This is a genomic window from Micromonospora sp. NPDC048063 (genome assembly GCF_043202855.1).
Classification (GTDB): domain Bacteria; phylum Actinomycetota; class Actinomycetes; order Mycobacteriales; family Micromonosporaceae; genus Micromonospora.
In genome coordinates, this window is sequence record NZ_JBIDBG010000006.1 from 260,171 (window position 1) to 282,428 (window position 22,258).

The 22,258-nt window shown below is 76.0% G+C and carries 16 protein-coding genes; 13 read left to right on the forward strand and 3 right to left on the reverse strand.

All coding sequences use genetic code 11. From position 1 onward, the window contains the following. Positions 1-92: 92 nt before the first annotated feature. The 3 genes from hisI to ACGFZ2_RS17955 are packed head-to-tail and all read left to right on the forward strand — an operon-like array spanning position 93 to position 2,742. On the forward strand, positions 93-530 hold the full coding sequence (gene hisI / locus ACGFZ2_RS17945; protein WP_393263300.1) for a phosphoribosyl-AMP cyclohydrolase: 438 nt from the start codon (positions 93-95) through the stop codon (positions 528-530). Then, positions 527-2,116: an anthranilate synthase component I gene (locus ACGFZ2_RS17950; protein WP_393454790.1), complete on the forward strand. Its 1,590-nt coding sequence runs from the start codon at positions 527-529 to the stop codon at positions 2,114-2,116. The genes hisI and ACGFZ2_RS17950 overlap by 4 nt, the downstream gene beginning before the upstream one ends. Then, positions 2,113-2,742 (forward strand): Trp biosynthesis-associated membrane protein, encoded by a 630-nt coding sequence (locus ACGFZ2_RS17955; RefSeq protein ID WP_393454792.1) that lies wholly within the window; start codon positions 2,113-2,115, stop codon positions 2,740-2,742. The genes ACGFZ2_RS17950 and ACGFZ2_RS17955 overlap by 4 nt, the downstream gene beginning before the upstream one ends. Here the strand turns inward: ACGFZ2_RS17955 and ACGFZ2_RS17960 are convergent. Further along, positions 2,735-2,992: a hypothetical protein gene (locus tag ACGFZ2_RS17960; protein ID WP_393262674.1), complete on the reverse strand. Its 258-nt coding sequence runs from the start codon at positions 2,990-2,992 to the stop codon at positions 2,735-2,737. The two genes, ACGFZ2_RS17955 and ACGFZ2_RS17960, sit on opposite strands and share 8 nt — an antisense overlap. Positions 2,993-3,478: 486 nt before the next feature. Here ACGFZ2_RS17960 and trpC point away from each other — a divergent pair, with 486 nt between their 5' ends. Genes trpC through trpA form a run of 3 tightly spaced genes read left to right on the forward strand, consistent with a single transcriptional unit; the run spans position 3,479 to position 6,365 of the window. Further along, entirely contained in the window at positions 3,479-4,282 is an 804-nt protein-coding gene (gene trpC / locus ACGFZ2_RS17965) for an indole-3-glycerol phosphate synthase TrpC (RefSeq protein ID WP_350681602.1), read from the forward strand. 36 nt (positions 4,283-4,318) lie between these two features. Beyond that, on the forward strand, positions 4,319-5,557 hold the full coding sequence (trpB, locus tag ACGFZ2_RS17970; RefSeq protein ID WP_393262673.1) for a tryptophan synthase subunit beta: 1,239 nt from the start codon (positions 4,319-4,321) through the stop codon (positions 5,555-5,557). Positions 5,558-5,561: 4 nt separating this feature from the next. Next, positions 5,562-6,365, forward strand: a complete 804-nt coding sequence (trpA, locus tag ACGFZ2_RS17975; protein WP_393262670.1) for a tryptophan synthase subunit alpha — start codon at positions 5,562-5,564, stop codon at positions 6,363-6,365. 154 nt (positions 6,366-6,519) lie between these two features. Here the strand turns inward: trpA and ACGFZ2_RS17980 are convergent, their stop codons facing one another. After that, complete coding sequence (locus ACGFZ2_RS17980) at positions 6,520-7,143, reverse strand: NUDIX hydrolase (RefSeq protein WP_393454795.1); 624 nt, start codon at positions 7,141-7,143, stop codon at positions 6,520-6,522. A 101-nt stretch (positions 7,144-7,244) separates the two neighbouring features. Between ACGFZ2_RS17980 and lgt the strand changes: the two genes are divergently transcribed. Together lgt and ACGFZ2_RS17990 are read left to right on the forward strand one after the other, a co-directional pair. Continuing rightward, complete coding sequence (gene lgt, locus ACGFZ2_RS17985; protein WP_393454798.1) at positions 7,245-8,402, forward strand: prolipoprotein diacylglyceryl transferase; 1,158 nt, start codon at positions 7,245-7,247, stop codon at positions 8,400-8,402. Between the two features lie 13 nt (positions 8,403-8,415). Next, entirely contained in the window at positions 8,416-9,603 is a 1,188-nt protein-coding gene (locus tag ACGFZ2_RS17990) for an FAD-dependent oxidoreductase (RefSeq protein WP_393262661.1), read from the forward strand. Between the two features lie 30 nt (positions 9,604-9,633). On the opposite strand, the gene ACGFZ2_RS17995 is transcribed toward ACGFZ2_RS17990, so the two are convergent. Continuing rightward, a complete protein-coding gene (locus tag ACGFZ2_RS17995; protein ID WP_393263298.1) occupies positions 9,634-10,470 on the reverse strand; it encodes a GNAT family N-acetyltransferase in 837 nt (278 codons plus the stop codon). A 155-nt stretch (positions 10,471-10,625) separates the two neighbouring features. On the opposite strand from ACGFZ2_RS17995, the gene gltB reads away from it, so the two are divergent. The 5 genes from gltB to ACGFZ2_RS18020 all read left to right on the forward strand — a co-directional run bounded on the left by gltB (position 10,626) and on the right by ACGFZ2_RS18020 (position 22,138). Beyond that, positions 10,626-15,320 carry a glutamate synthase large subunit gene (gltB, locus tag ACGFZ2_RS18000; protein WP_393454801.1) on the forward strand — a complete coding sequence of 1,565 codons (4,695 nt, stop codon included), beginning with the start codon at positions 10,626-10,628 and terminating at the stop codon, positions 15,318-15,320. Beyond that, on the forward strand, positions 15,313-16,821 hold the full coding sequence (locus ACGFZ2_RS18005; RefSeq protein WP_393454804.1) for a glutamate synthase subunit beta: 1,509 nt from the start codon (positions 15,313-15,315) through the stop codon (positions 16,819-16,821). Before gltB ends, ACGFZ2_RS18005 begins: the two co-directional genes overlap by 8 nt. A gap of 175 nt (positions 16,822-16,996) precedes the next feature. Beyond that, positions 16,997-18,535: an MFS transporter gene (locus tag ACGFZ2_RS18010; protein ID WP_393262652.1), complete on the forward strand. Its 1,539-nt coding sequence runs from the start codon at positions 16,997-16,999 to the stop codon at positions 18,533-18,535. A gap of 125 nt (positions 18,536-18,660) precedes the next feature. Continuing rightward, positions 18,661-21,258, forward strand: coding sequence for an FtsK/SpoIIIE domain-containing protein (locus ACGFZ2_RS18015; RefSeq protein WP_393454807.1), 2,598 nt, complete (start codon positions 18,661-18,663; stop codon positions 21,256-21,258). A 4-nt stretch (positions 21,259-21,262) separates the two neighbouring features. Continuing rightward, a complete protein-coding gene (locus ACGFZ2_RS18020; RefSeq protein ID WP_393454810.1) occupies positions 21,263-22,138 on the forward strand; it encodes a hypothetical protein in 876 nt (291 codons plus the stop codon). Positions 22,139-22,258: the final 120 nt, after the last annotated feature.

The window sequence follows — 22,258 nt, forward strand, 5'->3', positions numbered from 1 at the left end:
TCGACCAGCTGACCCGGCCCGCCGGCCGGCCGCCGCGCCCCCGGCGGGAGCCGTCGCCGGTGCCCGCCCCGCGTGCGGGACAATGGGTCACTGTGCCCGTACCTGACGCGCCGGTGACCGGCGCCCACCCCACCCCGCAGGAGCCCGCGGCCGGCGGCCCGGCCCGTGCGTCCCGGCTCGACCCGGCCATCGCCGCCCGGCTGCGCCGCACCACCGACGGCCTGGTGGCCGCGGTGGTCCGCCAGCACGACTCCGGCGAGGTGCTGATGGTCGCCTGGATGGACGACGAGGCGCTGCACCGCACCCTGACCACCGGCCGGGCCACCTACTGGTCGCGCAGCCGCCAGGAGTACTGGGTCAAGGGCGCCACCTCCGGGCACCACCAGTACGTCCGCTCGGTCGCCCTGGACTGCGACGGCGACGCGCTGCTGGTCGACGTCGACCAGGTCGGCGCGGCCTGCCACACCGGGCACCGCACCTGCTTCTTCACGGAGCTGCCGGTCAGCGGGGAAGAAGCGGGGGCCCGGTGACGGCGCAGCGCGCGACGCCCGGCGGCGGGTCCCGGACCGACGGCGCGGTCAGCCCGGACGTGGCCTCCTTCACCGAGCTGGCCACCCGCTGGCGCGTCGTCCCGGTCACCCGGCGGCTGCTCGCCGACGCGGAGACGCCGGTCGGCGTCTACCGCAAGCTGGCCGGTGGTCCGGGAACGTTCCTGCTGGAGTCCGCCGAGCAGGGCGTCGGCTCGGCCGGGCTGGCCTGGTCGCGGTACTCGTTCATCGGCGTACGCAGCAGCGCCACGCTGACCGAGCGGGACGGCGTGGCGACGTGGACGGGGCAGCCGCCGGCCGGCGTGCCCACCTCCGGCGACCCGGTCCGGGTGCTGCGCGAGACCGTCGACGCCCTCGCCGGCCCGGCCTGGGACGCGGCCAGCGGCATGCCGCCGCTGACCGGGGGCATGGTCGGCTACCTCGGCTACGAGCTGATCCGCCGGTTCGAGCGGCTGCCCGAGCTGACCGAGGACGACCTGGGCCTGCCCGAGCTGGGCATGATGCTCGCCGCCGACCTGGTGGTGCTGGACCACTACGACGGCTCGGCGATCCTGGTCGCCAACGCGATCCTGCCGCCGCTGGACGAGCCGGACCGGGAGGCCCGGGTCGCGGCCGCGTACCACCACGCGGTCGGCCGGCTCGACGCGATGACCACCGCCCTGTCCCGGCCCATCCCGCCGATGGTGTCCACCGTCGACCGGCCACCCGCCGGGGAGGTGCGCAGCCGCACGCCCGAGGGCGGTTACCCGAAGGCGGTGGAGGCGGCGAAGGAGGCGATCCGGGCCGGCGAGTGCTTCCAGATCGTGCTGGCCCAGCGGTTCGAGCGGCAGACGCACGCCGACCCGCTGGACGTCTACCGGGTGCTGCGCACGACCAATCCCAGCCCCTACATGTACCTGCTGCGCTTCGACGGCTTCGACATCGTCGGTTCCTCCCCGGAGGCGCACCTGAAGGTGACCGCCGACGCGGAGGGGCAGCGGCGGGCGCTGCTGCACCCGATCGCCGGCACCCGGCCGCGCGGCGCCACCCCGGAGGCCGACGCCCGGCTCGCCGCGGAGCTGCTCACCGACCCCAAGGAGCGGGCCGAGCACGTGATGCTGGTCGACCTGGGCCGCAACGACCTGGGCCGGGTGTGCCGTCCGGGCACCGTGGAGGTGCCGGAGTTCGCCACCATCGAGCGCTACAGCCACGTCATGCACATCGTCTCGACCGTCGTCGGCACGCTGCGGGACGACCGCACGGCCTTCGACGCGCTCGCCGCGACCTTCCCCGCCGGCACGCTCTCCGGCGCGCCGAAGGTGCGGGCGATGGAGATCATCGAGGAGTTGGAGCCCGTCCGCCGCGGCCTCTACGGCGGCACCGTCGGCTACTTCGGCTTCGGTGGGGACCTGGACATGGCGATCGCCATCCGCACCGCGCTGATGCGCGACGGCCGGGCGTACGTGCAGGCCGGGGCGGGGGTGGTGGCCGACTCGGACCCGGCCGCCGAGGACCAGGAGACCCGGAACAAGGCCGCGGCGGTGCTCGCCGCGATCGCCGCCGCCGAGACCCTCCGGCCCGCCCGATGACGGCGGCGCAGCCGCGCGGCCACGAGTCGGGGACGGCCGCGGCGGCCGAGGCCGAGGAGCGCGCGCGGGCCGTCGCGGGCCGGCGCGAGCTGACGTACGCGGTGCTGCTCTGCGTGGCCGGCGCGGGCCTCGCGTTCTGGGCGTCGACCCGCACCTGGGCGGTCGAACTGACCGCCCGGCCCACCCCGCTGCCGCCGGTACGCGACGCGCGCACGGGCGCGGGCCTGCTGCCGTGGCTGCCGGCGCTGGCCCTGGTGGGGCTGGCCGGGGGCGGCGCGGTGCTCGCCACCCGGGGCCGGTCGCGGCGGCTGCTGGGCGCGCTGCTCTGCGGGCTCGGCGCGGCGGTGGCGGCCGGCGGCGGCTACGGCCTGGTCGCCGGGTTCGACGGTGAGGTCAGCCGGCACTGGCCGGCGCTCTGCCTGGTCGGCGGGGTGCTCGCCGCGGCGGGCGGGTTGCTGACGGCGCTGCGGGGCCGGCGGTGGCCGGCGATGGGCGCCCGCTACGAGCGGCCGGCCCGGGGCGGCGGCGTGCCGGCCGCCCGGGGCGAGGACGGCCGCGTCACCGGCCGGCGCACGACGGAGGCGTGGGACGCGCTGGACCGCGGCGAGGATCCGACGGTCAGCTGACGGGCTGGCGGTCGCGGGCGGCGGCCCGGGCGGCCGTCAGCTCCGCCACCAGGCGGTCCAGCTCGGCCCGCTGTTCGGCGCGGGCCCGGTCGGCGCAGACGGCCTCCCAGGCGTTGCCGCGCGCGGTCCGCATCCGGGCCTCGCCGACCACCGCGCGCTCCAGGGTGTGGACCACGCCGGCGGCGAGCGACGCGACGGTACGCGAGATGGTCGTCAGTCCGATGGTCTGGTTGGGCTCGACAGTGCTCATGATCACCCCGCACGGAGATCGTTGGTGTCGGTGGGGCAGGCGCGACATCGAGTCTGCCCGAGAGAGATGCTGGCTGGCTCACGTTTCGCCGTGGTGACCGACACGTCAACTCTCCGTCCGGGCCCGCGACCAGGGAAAGGGCCGTTCGCCCTTGAGCTAGGTCACAGGGGCCGGCGTCCCGCCGTGGCCGCGCCGGGCGGCCGGTCGCGGGAGTGGACAGGATCGGGCCGAATGCCTCGCGCGGCGGGGCGACGAGACGGGGCGGCGGTCGTCGATGGGCGCGGTCGCCCTGAGTGACGTCCCGTTCACCGGAAGTCGGCCATTATGCCGCAGCCCATCTCGTGAGGCACGCCATACCCCCGGCACCCGTCGCCAGGTGGCGCCCCCTAGCATCGGCCCATGACACCCGGAGAGGGGAGTCCGTTGGTGACTGCTGAGCATGCGCACGCGGAGGGGGACGAGGCCGGTCCGGCGGCGTCCCTAGGCGTGCTCGACGAGATCCTGGCCGGCGTGCGTGAGGACGTGGCCCGGCGACAGGAGCAGGTTCCGCTGGAGCGGATCCGCGAACTGGCCGCCGCCGCGCCGCCGCCGCTGGACGCGTACGCGGCCCTGCGCAAGCCGGGCGTCGCGGTGATCGCCGAGGTGAAGCGCTCCTCGCCGTCCAAGGGGCGGCTGGCGGAGATCGCCGACCCGGCCGACCTGGCCGGTGACTACGCCGCCGGCGGCGCGCGGGCGATCAGCGTGCTCACCGAGGGGCGCTGGTTCGGCGGCTCGCTCGACGACCTGGCCGCCGTCCGTGCCGCCGTCAACATCCCGGTGCTGCGCAAGGACTTCGTGGTCTCCAGCTACCAGGTGCACGAGGCCCGGGCGCACGGCGCCGACCTGGTGCTGCTGATCGTCGCCGCCCTGGAGCAGAACGCCCTCGTCGGCCTGCTGGAGCGGATCGAGTCGCTCGGCATGACCGCGCTCGTCGAGGTGCACGACGAGGAGGAGGCCGACCGGGCGCTGGAGGCCGGCGCCCAGGTCATCGGGGTCAACGCCCGCAACCTGCGTACCCTTGAGGTCGACCGCTCGGTGTTCGAGCGGATCGCGCCCGGCCTGCCCAGCAGCGTCGTCAAGATCGCCGAGTCGGGGGTGCGTGGTCCGCACGACCTCATCCGGTACGCCTCGGCGGGCGCCGACGCGGTCCTGGTCGGCGAGGGTCTGGTCACCCAGAAGAGCCCCCGCGAGGCGGTGGCCGAGCTGGTCAACGCCGGCAACCACCCGGCCACGCCCCGCCCGGTGCGCTGATCCCGCGCCGGTTCGCCAGCACCGAGAGGAGAATCCATGAGCGCCGAAGCGCTGGCCGCCCCGGCCGGTCCGCAGCCCGACTCCGCCGGTCACTTCGGCCGGTTCGGCGGCCGGTTCGTACCGGAGGCGCTGGTCGCGGCGCTCGACGAGCTGGACGCCGCGCACCGCACGGCGATGGCCGACGAGTCGTTCCGGGCGGAGTTCGCCGCCCTGCTGCGCGACTACGCCGGCACGCCCTCGCTGCTCTACACGGCCCAGCGGTTCTCCGCCAAGGCCGGCGCGCGGGTGCTGCTCAAGCGGGAGGACCTCAACCACACCGGGGCGCACAAGGTGCGCAACGTGCTCGGCCAGGCGCTGCTGACCAAGCGGATGGGCAAGACCCGGGTGATCGCGGAGACCGGCGCCGGCCAGCACGGCGTGGCCACGGCCACCGCCGCCGCCCTGTTCGACCTCGACTGCGTGGTCTACATGGGCCAGGTCGACACCGAGCGGCAGGCGCTCAACGTGGCGCGGATGCGCATGCTCGGCGCCACCGTCGTCCCGGTCACCAACGGCTCGCGCACCCTCAAGGACGCGATGAACGAGGCGATGCGGGACTGGGTCGCCAACGTCGACGACACCCACTACCTGATCGGCACCGCCGCCGGGCCGCACCCGTTCCCGGCGATGGTCCGCGACTTCGTCCGCGGCATCGGCGACGAGGCGCGCCAGCAGTGCCTCGACCTGACCGGCGCCCTGCCGGACGCGGTCACCGCCTGCGTCGGCGGCGGCTCCAACGCGCTGGGCATCTTCCATGCCTTCGTCGGCGACCCCGACGTGCGGCTCTACGGCTTCGAGGCCGGCGGCGACGGGGTGGAGACCGGGCGGCACGCGGCCAGCATCACCGGCGGCTCCGCCGGCGTGCTGCACGGCACCCGCACGTACGTCCTCCAGGACGCCGACGGCCAGACCTGCGAGTCGCACTCGATCTCCGCCGGGCTGGACTACCCCGGTGTCGGGCCGGAGCACGCCTGGCTGCACGACACCGGCCGGGCCAGCTACGTGCCCGTCACCGACGACGAGGCGATGGCCGCGTTCGAGCTGCTCTGCCGGACGGAGGGCATCATCCCGGCGATCGAGAGCGCGCACGCGCTCGCCGGCACCCTCAAGATCGCCCCGAAGCTCGCCGCCGAGCTGGGCCGGGAGCCCACCGTCGTGGTCAACCTCTCCGGCCGGGGCGACAAGGACGTCCACACGGCCGGCAACTACTTCGGCATCCTCGACAAGGAGCAGTGAGAACGTGAGCCGGATCGGGGTGGCGTTCGACAAGGCGCGCGCCGACGGGCGGGCGGTGCTGGTCGGCTGCATGCCGGCCGGGTTCCCGACCGTCGAGGGCAGCATCGCCGCGATGACCGCGATGGTCGAGGCCGGCGTCGACGTGATCGAGGTGGAGATCCCGTACTCCGACCCGGTGATGGACGGCCCGGTGATCCAGAAGGCCAGCGACATCGCCCTCGCCGGCGGCGTACGCACCGCCGACACGCTGCGCATCATCGAGGCGGTCGCGGCCACCGGGGCGCCCGTGGTCACCATGACCTACTGGAACCCGGTCGAGCGCTACGGCGTGGACGCCTTCGCCCGGGACCTCGCCTCGGCCGGGGGCACCGGTCTGGTCACCCCGGACCTGATCCCCGAGGAGGCCGGCGAGTGGCTCGCCGCCTCGGACGCGTACGGGCTGGACCGTACCTTCCTGGTGTCGCCCTCCTCGACGGACGCGCGACTGGCGATGACCGCGGCGCACTGTCGGGGCTTCGTCTACGCCACCGCGATCATGGGTGTCACCGGCGCCCGGGCGAAGACCTCCGACGCGGCGCCGGTCCTGGTCTCCCGGCTGCGGGAGGTCACCGACCTGCCGGTCGGCGTCGGGCTGGGCGTCGGCACGGGCGCACAGGCCGGCACGGTCGCCGGGTACGCCGACGGCGTCATCGTCGGCAGCGCCCTGATCCGCTGCCTGCTCGACGCCCCGGACGAGGCGTCCGGCCTGGCCGCCCTCCGCACCCTCAGCGCCGAACTCGCCCAAGGCGTCCGCACCCCCACCCCCTGACCCACCCTCCTCCCTCCCTCGCCCTGCCGTCCGCCGCCCGCGATCTTGCACTTTGTGCCCGCGTAATGCACGGGATGCCCTCTTTTGTCGGGGCGGAAAGTGCAAGATCGCGAGAGTTGGGCGGGAGCGTGGGGATGCGGGGGCGCGTGGGGAGTTAGTGGCGGGTTGCCGTGGGTGGATTGGCCCGCTGGCCCGGCGGGTGTCCGGCCGGGGGCGCGATCGCGCTCGGAGTGGTGTCCCTTTCGGCCGCAGTGTCCGGTGGGCTGTCCGGTGCGGGGGTGGAGGGCGTGGCGGTGTGCAGGACGCCGGAGCGGCCCGCCAGCGCGTCGGCGAGCGCGGCCCGGGTGGTCGGCGTGAGCGCCTCCGGCAGAGCCGCGGGGTCGTGCCAGGACGCCCGGCAGCCGCCCATCGGCTCGCCGGTCGGCCCCGGCCCCCGGACGCGCGCCCGGAAGACGTGCACCAGGACGTCGGGCAGCGGCCCGGCGCGACCGGCCGACGACGCGATCCGGCCCGCCGACGAGGCCGGGGCGGCGGGGCTCGTCGGCGCCGGGGCGCACGCGCCGGCCAGGTGGTAGAGGCCGACCAGGTCCACGACCTCGACCTCCCAGCCCGTCTCGGCCCGGATGTCGCGCATCGCGGCGTGCACGGGGCTCTCCGCCGGGCGCAGCCGGCCGCCCGGGAGCCCGTAGCGTCGCTCGCCCCGGCCCTGGCGGCAGAGCAGCACCCGGCCGGCGTCGTCGGTGACGACCGCCGCGACCGCCCAGGTGAGCGCGCCCATGGACAAAGAGCCTACGGGGGCGCAAACCAGAAGTCACCGGGATCGGGCGACGGTGGACCGGGGTGCCGCCGGAGGGGCCCACGGCGGTAGCGTGTGCATCCGTGACTCTCGCCTCGCTGTCCCCCCAGGCGGCCCTGCCCAGCCCCAGCACCGCCGTGTGGCAGCTCGGACCGCTGCCGGTCCGGGCGTACGCGCTGTGCATCATCGTCGGCATCGTGGTGGCCTGCTGGGTCACCGAACGGCGGCTGCGCCAGCGCGGCGTGGCCCCCGGCGCGGTCCTGGACATCGCGGTCTGGGCGGTGCCGGCCGGCATCATCGGCGCCCGGATCTACCACGTGATCACCTCGCCGGAGAAGTACTTCGGCACCGGCGGCGACCCGCTGAAGGCGTTCGCCATCTGGGAGGGCGGTCTCGGCATCTGGGGCGCGGTGGCCGGCGGCGCGGTCGGCGCCTGGATCGCCGCCCGCCAGCTCGGCATCCCGTTCGCGGTGGTCGCCGACGCACTGGCCCCCGGCCTGCCGCTGGCCCAGGCGATCGGCCGGCTCGGCAACTGGTTCAACAACGAGCTGTACGGCGGCCGGACCACCCTCCCGTGGGGCCTGGAGATCCACCGGATGGACCCGGACAACCCCGGCCAGGCGCTGCGGGACGACGCCGGCCGGCCGATCCTCGAGCCGGGGCTCTACCACCCGACGTTCGCGTACGAGCTGCTGTGGAACCTCGGCGTCGCCGCGCTGGTCTTCGTCCTCGACCGCAAGCTGCGCCTCGGCCGCGGGCGGGCGTTCGCCCTCTACGTGATGGGCTACACCGCCGGGCGGTTCTGGATCGAGCTGATGCGCACCGACGAGGCGAACACCATCCTCGGCGTACGCCTGAACGTCTGGACCGCCGGCCTGGTGTTCCTCGGCGCCCTGGTCTACTTCCTGCGGGTGCGCGGGCCCCGCGAGTACCTCGTTCCGGTCGGCGCCGCCGCGACGCCGCCCGTGCCCGCCGACTCCGACGTCTCGCAGGTCGACCTCTCCGCCGCCGAGGCGGGGGCGAAGCCGGCCGCGCCGGAGGGCTACCGGGTGGTCGGCGAGGAGCAGTACCGGCGCTGGCGGGAGACCGGCGAGTTGCCCGCCACGACCGGCGGGGAGACGGCGACCGGCAAGGACGCCGCGAGCGCCGGCGACGGGTCCGCCGAGCCGGACGGTGACGAGGAGAGCTCGGCGGACCGGGCGGGGGCTGCCGGCTCCCGGCCCGCCGACCGCGACAGCTGAGGGGGAGCACCACATGCGTAGCGCGGTGGTGGTGGGGGCCGGCATCGGTGGCCTCGCGGTCGCCGGCGCGCTGGCGCGTTCCGGGTGGCGGGTCACCCTGCTGGAGCGCGCCGACCGGGTCCGCCCCGAGCCGACCGCCGTGGCGCTCTGGCCCAACGGCGTACGCGCGCTGCGCGCCCTCGGTCTCGGCGCCGGCCTGGAGGCGATCGCCACGCCGCTGCCCGACGGCGGGGTACGCCGCCCGGACGGCCACTGGCTGGTGCAGCCCCGGCCGACCCCCGCCGACCGGATGCCGGTGGTGGTGCACCGGGAGGACCTGCACGACGCGCTGATCGCCGGGCTGGGCGACGAGGTCGAGCTGCGCACCGGGGTGACGGTGCGGACGGTCCGCGCCGAGCCCGGCCAACGCCCGTCGGTCGGCGACGGCCGGCACACCGTCGAGGCGGACCTGGTGGTCGCCGCGGACGGCACCGACAGCGAGATCCGCCGGCAGCTCGCCCCGGAGTCCGGGGTGGTCAGCTCCGGCTGCGCCGCGTGGCGGGCGGTGATCCCCTGGTACCGCGCCCCGAAGCTGCCCGCCGACCGGCCCGTCGGCGGCGAGGTGCTCGGCGCCGGGTACCGGTTCGTGTCCGCCTCGCTGGGCGAGCGCGGATCCTCCGGCGCCTCCAGCCGGGGCGGCATCTACTGGGTGGCCACGGCCGCCGGGGCGCCCCGCCCGGAGCCGCCGGAGACCCAGCTGGCCCTGCTGCGCCGCTGGTACGCGGGCTGGCCCGCGCCGATCGCCGAGCTGCTCGACGCCACCGACCCGGCGGACCTGGTGCAGCAGGAGATCCGCGAGCTGCGACCGCTGCCCAGGTCGTACGGTTTCCCGGCCGGCCCGGGCGGGGTGGTGCTGCTCGGCGACGCCGCGCACGCCATGCCGCCGCACCTCGGCCAGGGCGCCTGCCTCGCCTTCGAGGACGCGGCGACCCTCGCCTCGCTGCTGCGCGAGTCCCGACTGCCCGACGCCGTGGTCGCGTACGACCGGGTGCGCCGCCCCCGCGCGGCGACGGTGGTCCGGCAGACCCGCCGGATGTCGGCGGTGCTGAAGGCCCGGGGCCCGCTGGCGCTGCGCGCCCGCGACGCCGCCCTCGGCACGATCACGCCCCGCCTGCTCTCCACTGCCGCCACCACGGCCGCCCAGTGGCGGCCCCCGACCTGACCCGCCCACCCCACCCCGCCGGGGCGGGCGTCAGGGGGTGACGGGGGCGGGCTCGGCGATGCAGGCGGTGCCGACGCGGCGGAAGCCGACGCGGAGGTAGACCCGGGCGATGTCCTCGCTGCCGGCGGAGAGGAAGACCAGGTCGGTGCCGGCGGCGAGCAGCGCGCGGGCCAGCGCGGCCGTGACCGCCGCGCCCAGGCCGCGGCGGCGGGCGGCCGGCAGGGTGGCGATCCCGGCGATCTCGGCCACGTCGTCGACCCGCATCGCCATGCCGCTGGCCAGCGCGCCGTCGGCGGGCGTGCCGACCAGCGCCGACAGTCGCCGACCGTCGGCGATCCGGGCCCGCTCCTCGTCCAGCGCCGCCTCGTCCAACCCGGCCACGGCGGCGTCCCGCTGCGCGGGGCCGGCCTCGCCGCGGTCGGTGCCGGGCGCGGCGAACCCGACGGCGGCGACCGCTCGTTGCGCGGCCACGTCCGCCGCGAAGCCGGGTCCCGCCGGGTCGAGCAGCCGCACCGGCACGTCAGTGAGGGTGCCCGGGTCGGGCAGGGCGCCCGGGTCGAGCACCATCAGCGGAGCCTCCAGCACGGACAGGCCCGCCGACCGGGCCACCGCGAGCAGGTCCGGGGTCGTCTCGTGCACCCACTCGAGGGCCTCGGGCAGGCCGAGTTCGCGCTGCCGTTCGCGCACCGCCGCGACGTCGGCCAGCGACGGCGGCTCGGTGGCGTCGAGCCGGGGCCGCGCGTAGAACGGCCAGCCGGCCCCGTTCCGGACGAACAGCACGAGTGCGCCGTGCTCCTCCGTCCGGGCGACGTCCCGGGGCACCGCGTCGTAGAAGCGTTCCAACCGGTCGAACAGGTCCTTCGGCAGGCGATCCACCGGGCGAGACTACACGTCCCACACTCTGGAAGGTGTGATCAATCTGCACTGGCCTTGCGCGCCGGACCCTAACGTAGACTCAATAGACCCCTGAGGGCCGACGTCGTCCCGATCCAGATCCATCCTGAGTGACGACAGGAGGCCCGGTGGCCTTTCCGTACCCTCACCGCAGCCCCCAGCAGGCCCCGCACCTCGGCCCGGGAGCGCCCGCGGCCGGGCTCTACGACCCCGCCCAGGAGCACGACGCCTGCGGTGTGGCCTTCGTGGCGGACCTGCACGGACGGCGCTCGCACGCGGTCGTGGTCAACGGCCTCGACGCGCTCTGCCGACTGGACCACCGGGGAGCCCGTGGCGCGGAACCGAACACCGGCGACGGCGCGGGGATCATGATCCAGGTGCCGGACGCGTTCCTGCGCGCGGTGGTCGACTTCCCGCTGCCGCCCGCCGGAGCGTACGCCACCGGCCTGGTGTTCCTCCCCGACGACGACGCTGCCGAGGCCCGGGCCCGCCGCGTGGTGGAGAAGTACGCGCTGGTCGAGGGGGCCGACCTGCTCGGCTGGCGGGACGTGCCGGTCGACCCGAGCGGCCTCGGCGAGACCGCCCTCGCGGCGATGCCCCGGGTCCGGCAGCTGTTCCTCGCCGCGCACCGGCTCACCGACTCGCCCGCCGGGCCGGCCGGGTCGCCGCTGGGCGGCATCGAGCTGGAGCGGGTGGCGTTCTGCGTGCGCAAGCAGGCCGAGCGGGAGAGCGCCGAGCGGGGAGTGCCGGCGTACTTCCCGTCGCTGTCCGCGCGGACCATGGTCTGGAAGGGCATGCTCACCCCCGACCAGCTCCCCGCGTTCTACCCGGAGCTGACCGACGAGCGGGTGGAGAGCGCGATCGCGCTGGTGCACTCCCGGTTCTCCACCAACACGTTCCCGTCCTGGCCGCTGGCGCACCCGTACCGGCTCATCGCGCACAACGGCGAGATCAACACCATCCGGGGCAACCGGAACTGGATGCAGGCCCGCGAGGCGCTGCTGCGGAGCCCGAACCTCCCCGGCAACGTCCGCCGGGTCTTCCCGGTCTGCACCCCCGCCGCCTCCGACTCGGCGAACTTCGACGAGGTCCTCGAACTGCTACACCTGGCCGGGCGGAGCCTGCCGCACGCGGTGCTGATGATGATCCCCGAGGCGTGGGAGAACGACCCGGACATGGCCCCCGACAAGCGGGCCTTCTACCGCTTCCACGCGAGCCTCATGGAGCCGTGGGACGGGCCGGCCTCGGTCGCCTTCACCGACGGCGAGATCGTCGGCGCCGTGCTCGACCGCAACGGGTTGCGCCCGGGCCGCTGGTGGCGGACGGACGACGGCCTGGTGGTGCTCGGCAGCGAGGCCGGCGTGCTCGACCTCGACCCCGCCCGGGTGGTCGCCAAGGGCCGCCTCCAGCCGGGGAAGATGTTCCTGGTCGACACCGTCGCCGGGCGGATCGTGCACGACGACGAGATCAAGGCGGAGCTGGCCGCCGCGCAGCCGTACGCCGAGTGGCTGCACGCCGGCCTGATCGAGCTGACCGACCTGCCCCCGCGCGAGCACATCGTCTACACCCACGACTCGGTGCGCCGCCGGCAGCAGACCTTCGGCTACACCGAGGAGGAGCTGAAGATCCTGCTCGCGCCGATGGCGCGGACGGGCGCCGAGCCGCTCGGCTCGATGGGCACCGACACCCCGATCGCCCCGCTGTCCACCCGGCCGCGGCTGCTCTACGACTACTTCCACCAGCTCTTCGCGCAGGTCACCAACCCGCCGCTGGACGCCATCCGCGAGGAGCTGGTGACCAGCCTGGCGTCGACGATCGGCCCGGAGGGCAACCTGCTCGACCCGGGCCCGGCGAGCTGCCGGCAGATCGTGCTGCCGTACCCGGTGATCGACAACGACGAGCTGGCCAAGATCCTCTCCATCGACGAGGACGGCGACCTGCCGGGCTTCAAGGCCGTCCGGGTCTCCGGGCTCTACCGCGTCCGGGAGGGCGGCGCGGGGATCAAGGCCCGGCTGACCGAGATCTGTCGGCACGTCTCCGAGGCGATCGAGGACGGCGTACGCATCCTGGTGCTGTCGGACCGGGACTCCAACGCCGACCTCGCCCCGATCCCGTCGCTGCTGCTCACCGCCGCCGTGCACCAGCACCTGGTCCGCGAGCAGACCCGCACCCAGGTGGCGCTGGTCGTCGAGTCCGGCGACTGCCGCGAGGTGCACCACGCGGCCGTGCTGATCGGCTACGGCGCGGCGGCGGTCAACCCGTACCTGGCCTTCGAGTCGGTGGAGGACATGATCTCCACCGGCGCGCTCGTCGGCGTCGAGCCGGTGAAGGCGGTTCGCAACTACGTCAAGGGCCTCGGCAAGGGTGTCCTGAAGATCATGTCCAAGATGGGCATCTCGACGGTGTCGTCGTACTGCGGGGCGCAGGTCTTCGAGGCCGTCGGGCTGGACTCCCGGCTGGTCGACCGCTACTTCCGTGGCACCCCGAGCAAGATCGGCGGGATCGGGCTGGACGGCATCCACGCCGAGGTCGCCGCCCGGCACGCCGTGGCCTGGCCGGAGCCGGGCGCCGAGTCCTCCGGGCGGCTGGCGGTGGGCGGCGAGTACCAGTGGCGCCGCGAGGGTGAGCTGCACCTGTTCAACCCGGAGACGGTCTTCCTGCTCCAGCACGCCACCCGCAGCCGCCAGTACGACGTCTTCCGCCAGTACACGGCGAAGGTCGACGAGCTGGCCGCGAAGGCCGGCTCGCTGCGCGGGCTGTTCACCCTGCGTACCGGCGTGCGGCCGGCGGTGCCCCTCGACGAGGTCGAGCCGGCCACCGAGATCGTCAAGCGGTTCGCCACCGGCGCCATGTCGTACGGGTCGATCTCGGCGGAGGCGCACGAGACCCTCGCGATCGCCATGAACCGCCTCGGCGGCAAGTCCAACACCGGCGAGGGCGGCGAGGACGTCGAGCGGCTGCACGACCCGGCCCGCCGCTCCGCCGTGAAGCAGATCGCCAGCGGCCGGTTCGGGGTGACCAGCGAATACCTGGTCAACGCCGACGACCTCCAGATCAAGATGGCCCAGGGCGCCAAGCCCGGCGAGGGCGGGCAGCTGCCCGGCAACAAGGTCTGGCCGTGGATCGCCCGCACCCGGCACGCCACGCCGGGCGTCGGCCTGATCTCCCCGCCGCCGCACCACGACATCTACTCCATCGAGGACCTCGCCCAGCTCGTCCACGACCTGAAGTGCGTCAACCCGTCCGCGCGGGTGCACGTCAAGCTCGTCAGCGAGGTCGGCGTCGGCACCGTGGCGGCGGGCGTGGCGAAGCTCAAGGCCGACGTCATCCTGATCTCCGGCCATGACGGCGGCACCGGCGCGTCCCCGCTGAACTCGCTCAAGCACGCCGGCACCCCGTGGGAGCTGGGGTTGGCCGAGGCGCAGCAGACGCTGCTGCTCAACAAGCTGCGCGACCGGGTCACCGTGCAGGTCGACGGCCAGCTCAAGACCGGCCGGGACGTGCTGGTCGCGGCGCTGCTCGGCGCCGAGGAGTTCGGCTTCGCCACCGCCCCGCTGATCGTCGAGGGCTGCGTGATGATGCGGGTGTGCCACCTGGACACCTGCCCGGTCGGCATCGCCACCCAGAACCCGGTGCTGCGGGAACGCTTCACCGGCCGGCCGGAGTTCGTGGAGAACTTCTTCCTCTTCCTCGCCGAGGAGGTCCGCGGCTACCTGGCCGAGCTGGGCTTCCGCTCGATCGAGGAGGCCATCGGGCACGCCGAGCTGCTCGACGTCGCCCCGGCGATCGCGCACTGGAAGGCCGGCGGGCTCGACCTGACCCCCGTGCTGCACCTGCCGGAGCTGCCGGCCGGCGCCGCCCGCCGGGGCGTCCGCGCCCAGGACCACGGCCTGGACCTGGCGCTGGACAACGAGTTGATCGCCCTCGCCGGGCCGGCGCTGCGCGACGGCACGCCCGTACGGGTCGAGGTGGCGGTGCGCAACGAGCACCGCAGCGTCGGCGCGATGCTGGGCGGCGAGGTGACCCGCCGCTTCGGCGGAGCCGGCCTGCCCGCCGACACGGTCGAGTTCACGCTGCGCGGCACCGCCGGGCAGTCGTTCGGCGCGTTCCTGCCGCGCGGGGTCACCCTGCGGCTGCACGGCGACGCCAACGACTACGTCGGCAAGGGCCTCTCCGGCGGCCGGCTCATCGTGCGGCCGGACGCCGCCGCCCCCTTCGTCGACGGCGACGCCGCACCGGGGGAGCGGGCCGAGGACCAGACCATCGCCGGCAACACCATCCTCTACGGCGCCACCGCGGGCGAACTCTTCCTGCGCGGGCGGGTGGGGGAGCGGTTCGCGGTGCGCAACTCCGGCGCGCTGGCCGTCGTCGAGGGCGTCGGCGACCACGGCTGCGAGTACATGACCGGCGGGACCGTGGTGGTGCTGGGGCCGACCGGCCGCAACTTCGCCGCCGGCATGTCCGGCGGGACCGCGTTCGTGTACCGGCTGGACCGTCGCCGGGTCAACGCGGAGCTGGTCGACCTGGCCCCGCTGTCCGAGGAGGAGCAGGCCGTGCTGCACGAGCTGGTGCAGCGGCACTTCGCCGAGACCGACTCGGCGGTCGCCGAGGAACTGCTCAAGCGCTGGCCGGAGGCGGTGGCGGAGTTCACCGCGGTGGTGCCCCGGGACTACCGCCGGGTGCTGGAGATCATGCGGGCCGCCGAAGCCGCCGGCCGCGACGTCGACGACGCGGTGATGAGCGCGCTCTCCGCGCCCGCCGCGAAGTCCATGCCGACCACGCCCGCCCCGCGGGCGGCGGTCCAGGAGGTGGCTCGTGCCTGACCCGAACGGTTTCCTGCGCTACGACCGGCGGCTGCCGGCGCGCCGCCCGGTGCCGGTGCGGATCAGCGACTGGCGGGAGGTCTACCCGCCGGCCGGCGAGGAGCTGATCCGCGAGCAGGCCACCCGCTGCATGGACTGCGGCATCCCGTTCTGCCACGACGGCTGCCCGCTGGGCAACCGCATCCCCGACTGGAACGACCTGGTCCGCACGGGCGGCTGGGACGCGGCGGTGGAGTCGCTGCACGCCACCAACAACTTCCCGGAGTTCACCGGCCGGCTCTGCCCGGCGCCCTGCGAGGCGGCCTGCGTGCTCGGCATCGGCGGTGGCCAGCCGGTCACCATCAAGCAGGTCGAGGTGGAGATCGCCGACGCGGCCGTCGCGCGGGGCGGCCTGCTGCCACGCCCGGTGCCCGCGCCGACCGGCCGCTCGGTCGCCGTGGTCGGTTCCGGGCCCGCCGGCCTCGCCGCCGCGCAGCAGCTCGCCCGCGCAGGTCACGCCGTGACGGTGTACGAGCGCGACGACGCGATCGGTGGCCTGCTCCGGTACGGCATCCCCGACTTCAAGCTGGAGAAGGCCCACATCGACCGGCGGCTGGCCCAGCTCGCCGCCGAGGGCGTGCGCTTCCGCACCGGGGTGAACGTCGGCGTCGACGTCACCGCCGAGCAGGTGCGCGCCGAGCACGACGCGGTGCTGCTCGCCTGCGGCGCGTTGCAGGGCCGGGACACCCCGGAGACCCCGGGCCGGCACCTGCGCGGCGTGCACCAGGCGATGGAGCACCTCGTCGCGGCCAACCGGGTGGTCGCCGCGGCGGCCGGCGGCCGGCCCGACACCGCCGTGCTGCCCGACGGCACGCCCATCGACGCGGCCGGGAAGCACGTGGTGATCATCGGTGGCGGCGACACGGCGGCGGACTGCCTCGGCGTGGCGCACCGGCAGGGCACGGCCGGCGTACACCAGCTCGACCTCTACCCGCAGCCGCCGCAGGCCCGCGACGAGGCCCGGGACCCGTGGCCGACCTGGCCGTGGCTCCTGCGCAGCTACCCGGCGCACGAGGAGGGCGGCGAGCGGGTCTTCGCCGTCGCGGTGCAGGAGTTCGTCGACGACGGCACCGGGCAGGTGCGGGCGGTGCGGATCGCCGAGGTGAGCGTGGAGAAGCGGGACGGGCGGCGGATCGTCACCCCGCTGCCCGGCTCGGAGCGGGAGCTGCCGGCCGACCTGGTGCTGTTGGCCATCGGTTTCGAGGGCACCGAGGAGCAGCCGCTGCTCGACCAGTTCGGGGTCGTCCGCAACGCGCGCGGGGCGGTCGACGCCCGGCCGGACTGGCAGACCGCCGTCGATGGCGTCTTCGTCGCCGGTGACATGCACCGGGGCGCCTCGCTGATCGTCTGGGCGATCGCCGAGGGGCGGGCGGCGGCCGCCGCGATCCACGCGTACCTCGGCGGGGTCGGAACGCTCCCGGCCCCGGTGGACCCGGCCCGGCAGCCGCTCGCGGCCCGCTGACCACCCGCTCGGACCCGACGTGGTCCCGGCCTGCGCCTGGCAGGCCGGGGCCACATTGCGTGAGCCGCCTCACGAAAGACGGCAAATCGGTTTAATTGCCGCCAGACTTGGCGGCTGCCGCGCACCGCACCCGGGTTCGGCACCGTCATGTCGCCGTCCCACGGGGGAATCAGTCGTGTTCGCCGCGCTGCGCCACCGGAACTACCGGATCTGGGCCGCCGCCGGGTTCGTGTCCGTCGTCGGGACCTGGATGCAGGTCCTGGGCGTGAACTGGTACGTGCTCGCCGAGACCGGCTCGGCGACGTCGATGGGCTTCACCGTCCTGCTCCAGGCCCTTCCCACCCTGCTGCTCAGCGTCTGGGGCGGGGCGCTGGCCGACCGGCTGCGCGCGAAGCCGCTGCTGATCATCGCCCAGGCGCTCCACGCGGCCCTGGCGGCCGGGCTGGCGCTGGTCGCCGTCACCGGCGTGGGCGGCCTCCCGGCGATCTACGCGATCTCGCTGGTGACCGGCGCGGTCTCGGCCATCGAGGGTCCGGTGATGGGCCGCTGGTGCTCGACCCTGGTGGACCGGGAGAGCCTCGGCAACGCCCTGGCGCTCGGCTCGCTGACCAACTCGGCCGGCCGCATCCTCGGTATGAGCGCCGGCGCCGTCCTGGTCGCCGCCGTCGGCCCCGCGCTGCTCTTCGCGGTCAACGCCGCCAGCTTCGTCGCGGTGGTGGTGGCCCTGTTCGCCGTACGCGAGCGGGAGCTGCACGCGGGGGAGCCGGCGCCGGCCGACGCGGAGCAGGCGGACGGCGGCATCGTCGCCGGCTTCCGCTATCTGCTGCGCCAGCCGGTGGTGCTCGTCGCGCTCGCCCTGTCGTTCGTGCTCGGCAGCCTCGGCCGCAACTACCAGGTGACCATGGCGGCCATGAGCGACGGACCACTGGGCGGCGGTGCCTCCGGCTACGGGTTCCTCTCCACCGTCTTCGCGATCGGCACGGTGCTCGGCGCCCTCGTCGCGGCCCGGCGGCGTGAGCTGGGCTACGGGATCCTGCTCGCTGCCGGCCTGCTGGCCAGCGTGCTGCAGATCGTCGCCGGCCTGGCCCCGGGCACCCTGAGCTTCGCGGCGGTGATCCTGCCGGTCGCCGCCGCGGCCGTGGTCATCGACACCACCGTCGGCGCCCGGGCCCAGCTCGACACCGACTACGCGATGCGGGGCCGGGTGCTGGCCGCGCTGGCGGTCACCGGCTCCGTCTCCGCCGCGGTCGGCGCGCCGCTGCTCGGCTGGCTCTCCGAGCACGCGGGCCCCCGGCAGACCCTCGTGCTGGCCGGGACGGTGACGGCGATCGCCACCGTGGTGGCGGGGATCGGGCTCGACCGACTGCGTGGGCGCCCGCTGCGCCGGCGGGTCGCCCTGGCGCTGGCCGTGCCGGCGGTACGGCGTCCGGTGCGTCGGGTCGCCTCGACGGCGGCCCGCGTCGTCCGGCCGGCGTCGAGCGCGGTGCGGTCCGTCCGGCCCGTCCGGGCCGTCGCCCGGATCGTCCGACCGGCGGGAAGCGACGTGCCGGCCGGCCGCCCCGTGCTGCCCCGGCCGGCCACCGGTCGACCCCGGGCGGGCCGGGAGGCGCACGAATGCGCAGCCTGCGCACCGCGCCGTGGCCGCCGCCGCTCCCACCTGACCGGCACGGCACGCCCGCTCGACCAGCCGGCCGAATGCCCCCGCTCCGGCTGACCCACTGCCCCACCTGTCCACGGTGCAAGGAAGGCCGACGCGCCCGCCTCGCCACTGTCCGGGTGTCGCCCGTGTCCGTTAGGGTCCTTGAGGACCAGGCGGGGCGACGGCGACGGGAGCAGAGGGTGGGCAGGCTCGCGTCGGCGTACGGGCAGGCGGTCGCGGCGCACCGCGCGGCCCGGTCCCACCTCGACACCGCCCGTCGGGCGCTCGCCGGCCACGCCGCCCCGGCCGTCCCGAACGGCGCGGGCGCGCTCGTCGCCCGGCTCGCCGAACTCGGCGGCGCGCTCGCCACCCCGACCCCCGGGGCCACCCCGGTCGCCGTCGCGCCCGTCCCGGTGCGCGTCGGTGAGGCGTCCACTCCCGACGGCGCCTTCCCCGTCCTCGTGCCGCTGGGCGGCGGCCACCACCTCGCGGTCGACGCGGACGCCCGCGACCCCCGGGTGGCCGGCCTGCTGCGGGCGCTCGTGCTGCGGCTGCTCGCCACGGCGCCGCCCGGCGGGGTCCGGGTCGCCGGGATCGACACCGCCGCGCTGGGCGCCACCTTCGGGCCGCTGCGCCCGCTGGTCGACGCTGGCGTGCTCGACCCGCCCGCCACCGGCGAGGCCGAGGTGGCCGCCCTGCTCGACGCCGCGGAACGGCACGCCCGCGCCGCCCGGCACGCCGACCGCCCCGACCAGGAGTTGCTGCTGGTCGTCGCCGCGTCGACGCCGCCGCCCCGCGAGGCGGCCCGGCTCGCCGCGCTCACCCACGCCGGGCCGGCCGCCGCCGTCTGTGTCCTGGTCGCCGGCCAGCCGTCCGCCGCGTCCGCCGACCCGCCGCCGCAGCTCGGCGCCACCACCACGGTCCGGCTGACCGAGCGGTACGCCCACGTCGGCGACCCGCCCGGCGCCCCGTTCAGCGTCGACGGCACCGGCCTGGCGGCCCCCGTGCTGCTCGACGGCGACCCGCCGGCCGCGTCGGTGGCGGCCCTCGCCGCCCATCTCGGCGCCGCCGCCCGGCGCGGCGACGCGGTGGGCTTCGCCGAGCTGCTGCCCGAGCGGCGGTGGGCCGAGTCTGCGGGCAACGGGCTGCGCACCGTGGTCGGCCGCGCCGGCCGGGACCGGGTCACCGTCGCCTTCGACGACGCCACCCCGCACTGGCTCGTCGGTGGGCGCACCGGCGCCGGCAAGACCGTCTTCCTGCTCGACGTCCTCTACGGGCTCGCCGCCCGCTACTCGCCCGCCGAGCTACAGCTCTACCTGCTCGACTTCAAGGAGGGGGTGAGCTTCACCGAGTTCGTCCCCACCCCCCGCGACCCGTCCTGGCTGCCGCACGCCCGGGCCGTCGGCATCGAGTCCGACCGGGAATACGGCGTCGCCGTCCTGCGGGAGCTGCGCCGCGAGCTGTCGCGGCGGGCCGCCGCGCTCAAGCGGCACGGCGTCACCAAGCTCGCCGACCTGCCCCGTGACACGCCGGTGCCCCGGATCGTGGCGGTGGTCGACGAGTTCCACGTGCTGCTCGCCGGCAACGACGCGCTGGCCCGCGAATCGGTCGACCTGCTGGAGGAGTTGGCCCGCAAGGGCCGCTCGTACGGCGTGCACCTGGTCCTGGCGAGCCAGAGCATGACCGGCGTCGAGGCGCTCTACGGGCGGGCCGAGGCGATCTTCGGTCAGTTCGCGCTCCGGGTGGCGCTGCCCGGCGGCGGCGGGGTGCTCGACCCGCTGAACGAGGCCGCCCACACCCTGCCCGTCGGTTCGGCCGTGCTCAACACCGCCGCCGGGGCGGTCGGCGCCGACACCGTCGTCCGCTTCCCCGACGCCCACGCCGCCGCGGCCGAGCTGGCCGCACTGCGGCACGAGCTGTGGCAGGCGCGGCCGGCGGGCGCGCGCCCCCCGTCGGTGTTCAGGGGCTACGAGACCGCGCGCGTCGAGGACGACCCCACCTTCGCCGGGCTCCGCCCGGGTGGGCGTCGCCCGCTCGCCCTGGTCGGGCGGACGGTCGACGTGGACGGCACCTCCGCGCTGTTCATGATGGACGCCACCCCGGGCCGGCACCTGGCCGTGGTGGGCACCTCGGCCACCGGCGCGGAGGTGCTGCGGGCGGCCACCCTGAGCCTCGCCCGCCAGCACGCCCCGGGCGACGCCCGGTTCCTCCTCGCCCCGCTGGTCGCCGCCGCCGAGCCCGCCGCCGACGACACCACCGCCACCCTGGTCGCCGCCGGTCACGCCGTCGACCGCCTCGACACCGCCGGCCTGCGCCGGCACGTCGCCACCCTCGCCGCCGGGCTGTCGGCCCCCACCGCGGCGTCCGGCCCGACCACCCCGGCCCGGCCGGAGGGCAGTGCCGCGCCGGACACCGGCCGCACCTACCTCGTCGTGTTCGGGATGGACGCCGCCAGCGCCGCGCTCGCCGCCACCGACCCGGAGACGTTCCGCTCCGGCCACGACGACCTGGGGGCGCTGCTGCGCCAGGGCCCCGCGCGGGGCGTGCACCTGCTCGGCTGGTGGCGCGGGCTGCGTCGGCTCGCCGACGACCTCGGCGGCGCGCACAACCGCGACGACGTCGCCTGCCTGGTGGCGCTGAACGTGCCCGGCACCGAGCTCGGGCTGCACCTCGGGGTGCACGACCTCGCGTACGCGCCCCGGCCCGACCGGGCGCTGCTGGTCGACCGGCACGACCAGCGCACCCGGCTCATCGTGCCGTTCGCCCGCGACGGGCACGGCCCGGACGGGGAGGACTGAGGCGGTGTCCGACTACTCCGAGTACGCGGCGCTGGCCCGCCAGCTCGCCGAGCGGCGCCGGGCCGGTGAGCGCGGCGCCGCCGCCGAGGCCGAGCGCCGACGCAACCTGCACGCCGCCGCGGACTACCTCCAGCACCGGCTGACCGCCCAGGGGCAGCGCCTCGACCAGCTCGGCCAGGCCATCGGCATCCCGGCCTCCGGCGTGCCCACCGGCCCCGCTTCCACCCCGGCCGCCACCGCACCCGCGGGCCCTCTCACCGCGCCGGCCGGCGACGGGGCGTCGGGTGGCGCACCGGCCGGCGGCGCCGGACCGGAGGCGGGGGAGCCCGCCGGCGCAGCCGGCGCCCCGGGGCGGCCGGTGGTCGGGGCGTATCCCCAGGTCGGGGTGGGGGAGACGAAGCTCGCGCTGCCGCCGGGGGCGGCCCCGGCGGCGGGTGGGGTGCCGGGCCCGCGCCCGGCGGAGGCCGACCCGACCACCGAGCTGGAGCTGGCCCGGCGCTACGCCGACGAGTCCGACCGGCACGGGCAGCAGGCCGAGTTGCTCGCGCAACGCCCCGCGCTGCTGCCGGCCTGGTCGCCGGTGGCCCGGGCGCTCGCCGTCTACGCCGGCTGCGCGGCCGTGGCGGCGGTGCTGATGGTGGTGATGGTGCTCGCCTCCGGCGTCGGCCTGGTCGACGGGTTCACCCTGGGCGCCTGGATCTGCGCCGGCCTGCCCGCGCTGTCGTTCTTCGCCGGCTACCTGGTGCTCGGGCGCTGGGGGCGGCCGGCCCTGGTCGTCGGCACCCCGCCCCGCTACGTGCACCTGGGCTTCCTGATCTGCTTCGTCGCCGTGCCGGTCGCCTACGTCGCCTATCTGCTGCTGTTCCGCCTCCTCCGCTGACCGGCCGTCGCTCCGCCGCCAGGCGCCCGGCCGTCGCCAGCGCGCCCGGCCCTCGGGACCGGTGGAACACGGTGGACGTCACCGGCGCCCGGAGACGGCCGTGGTGTTCCACCGGTGGTT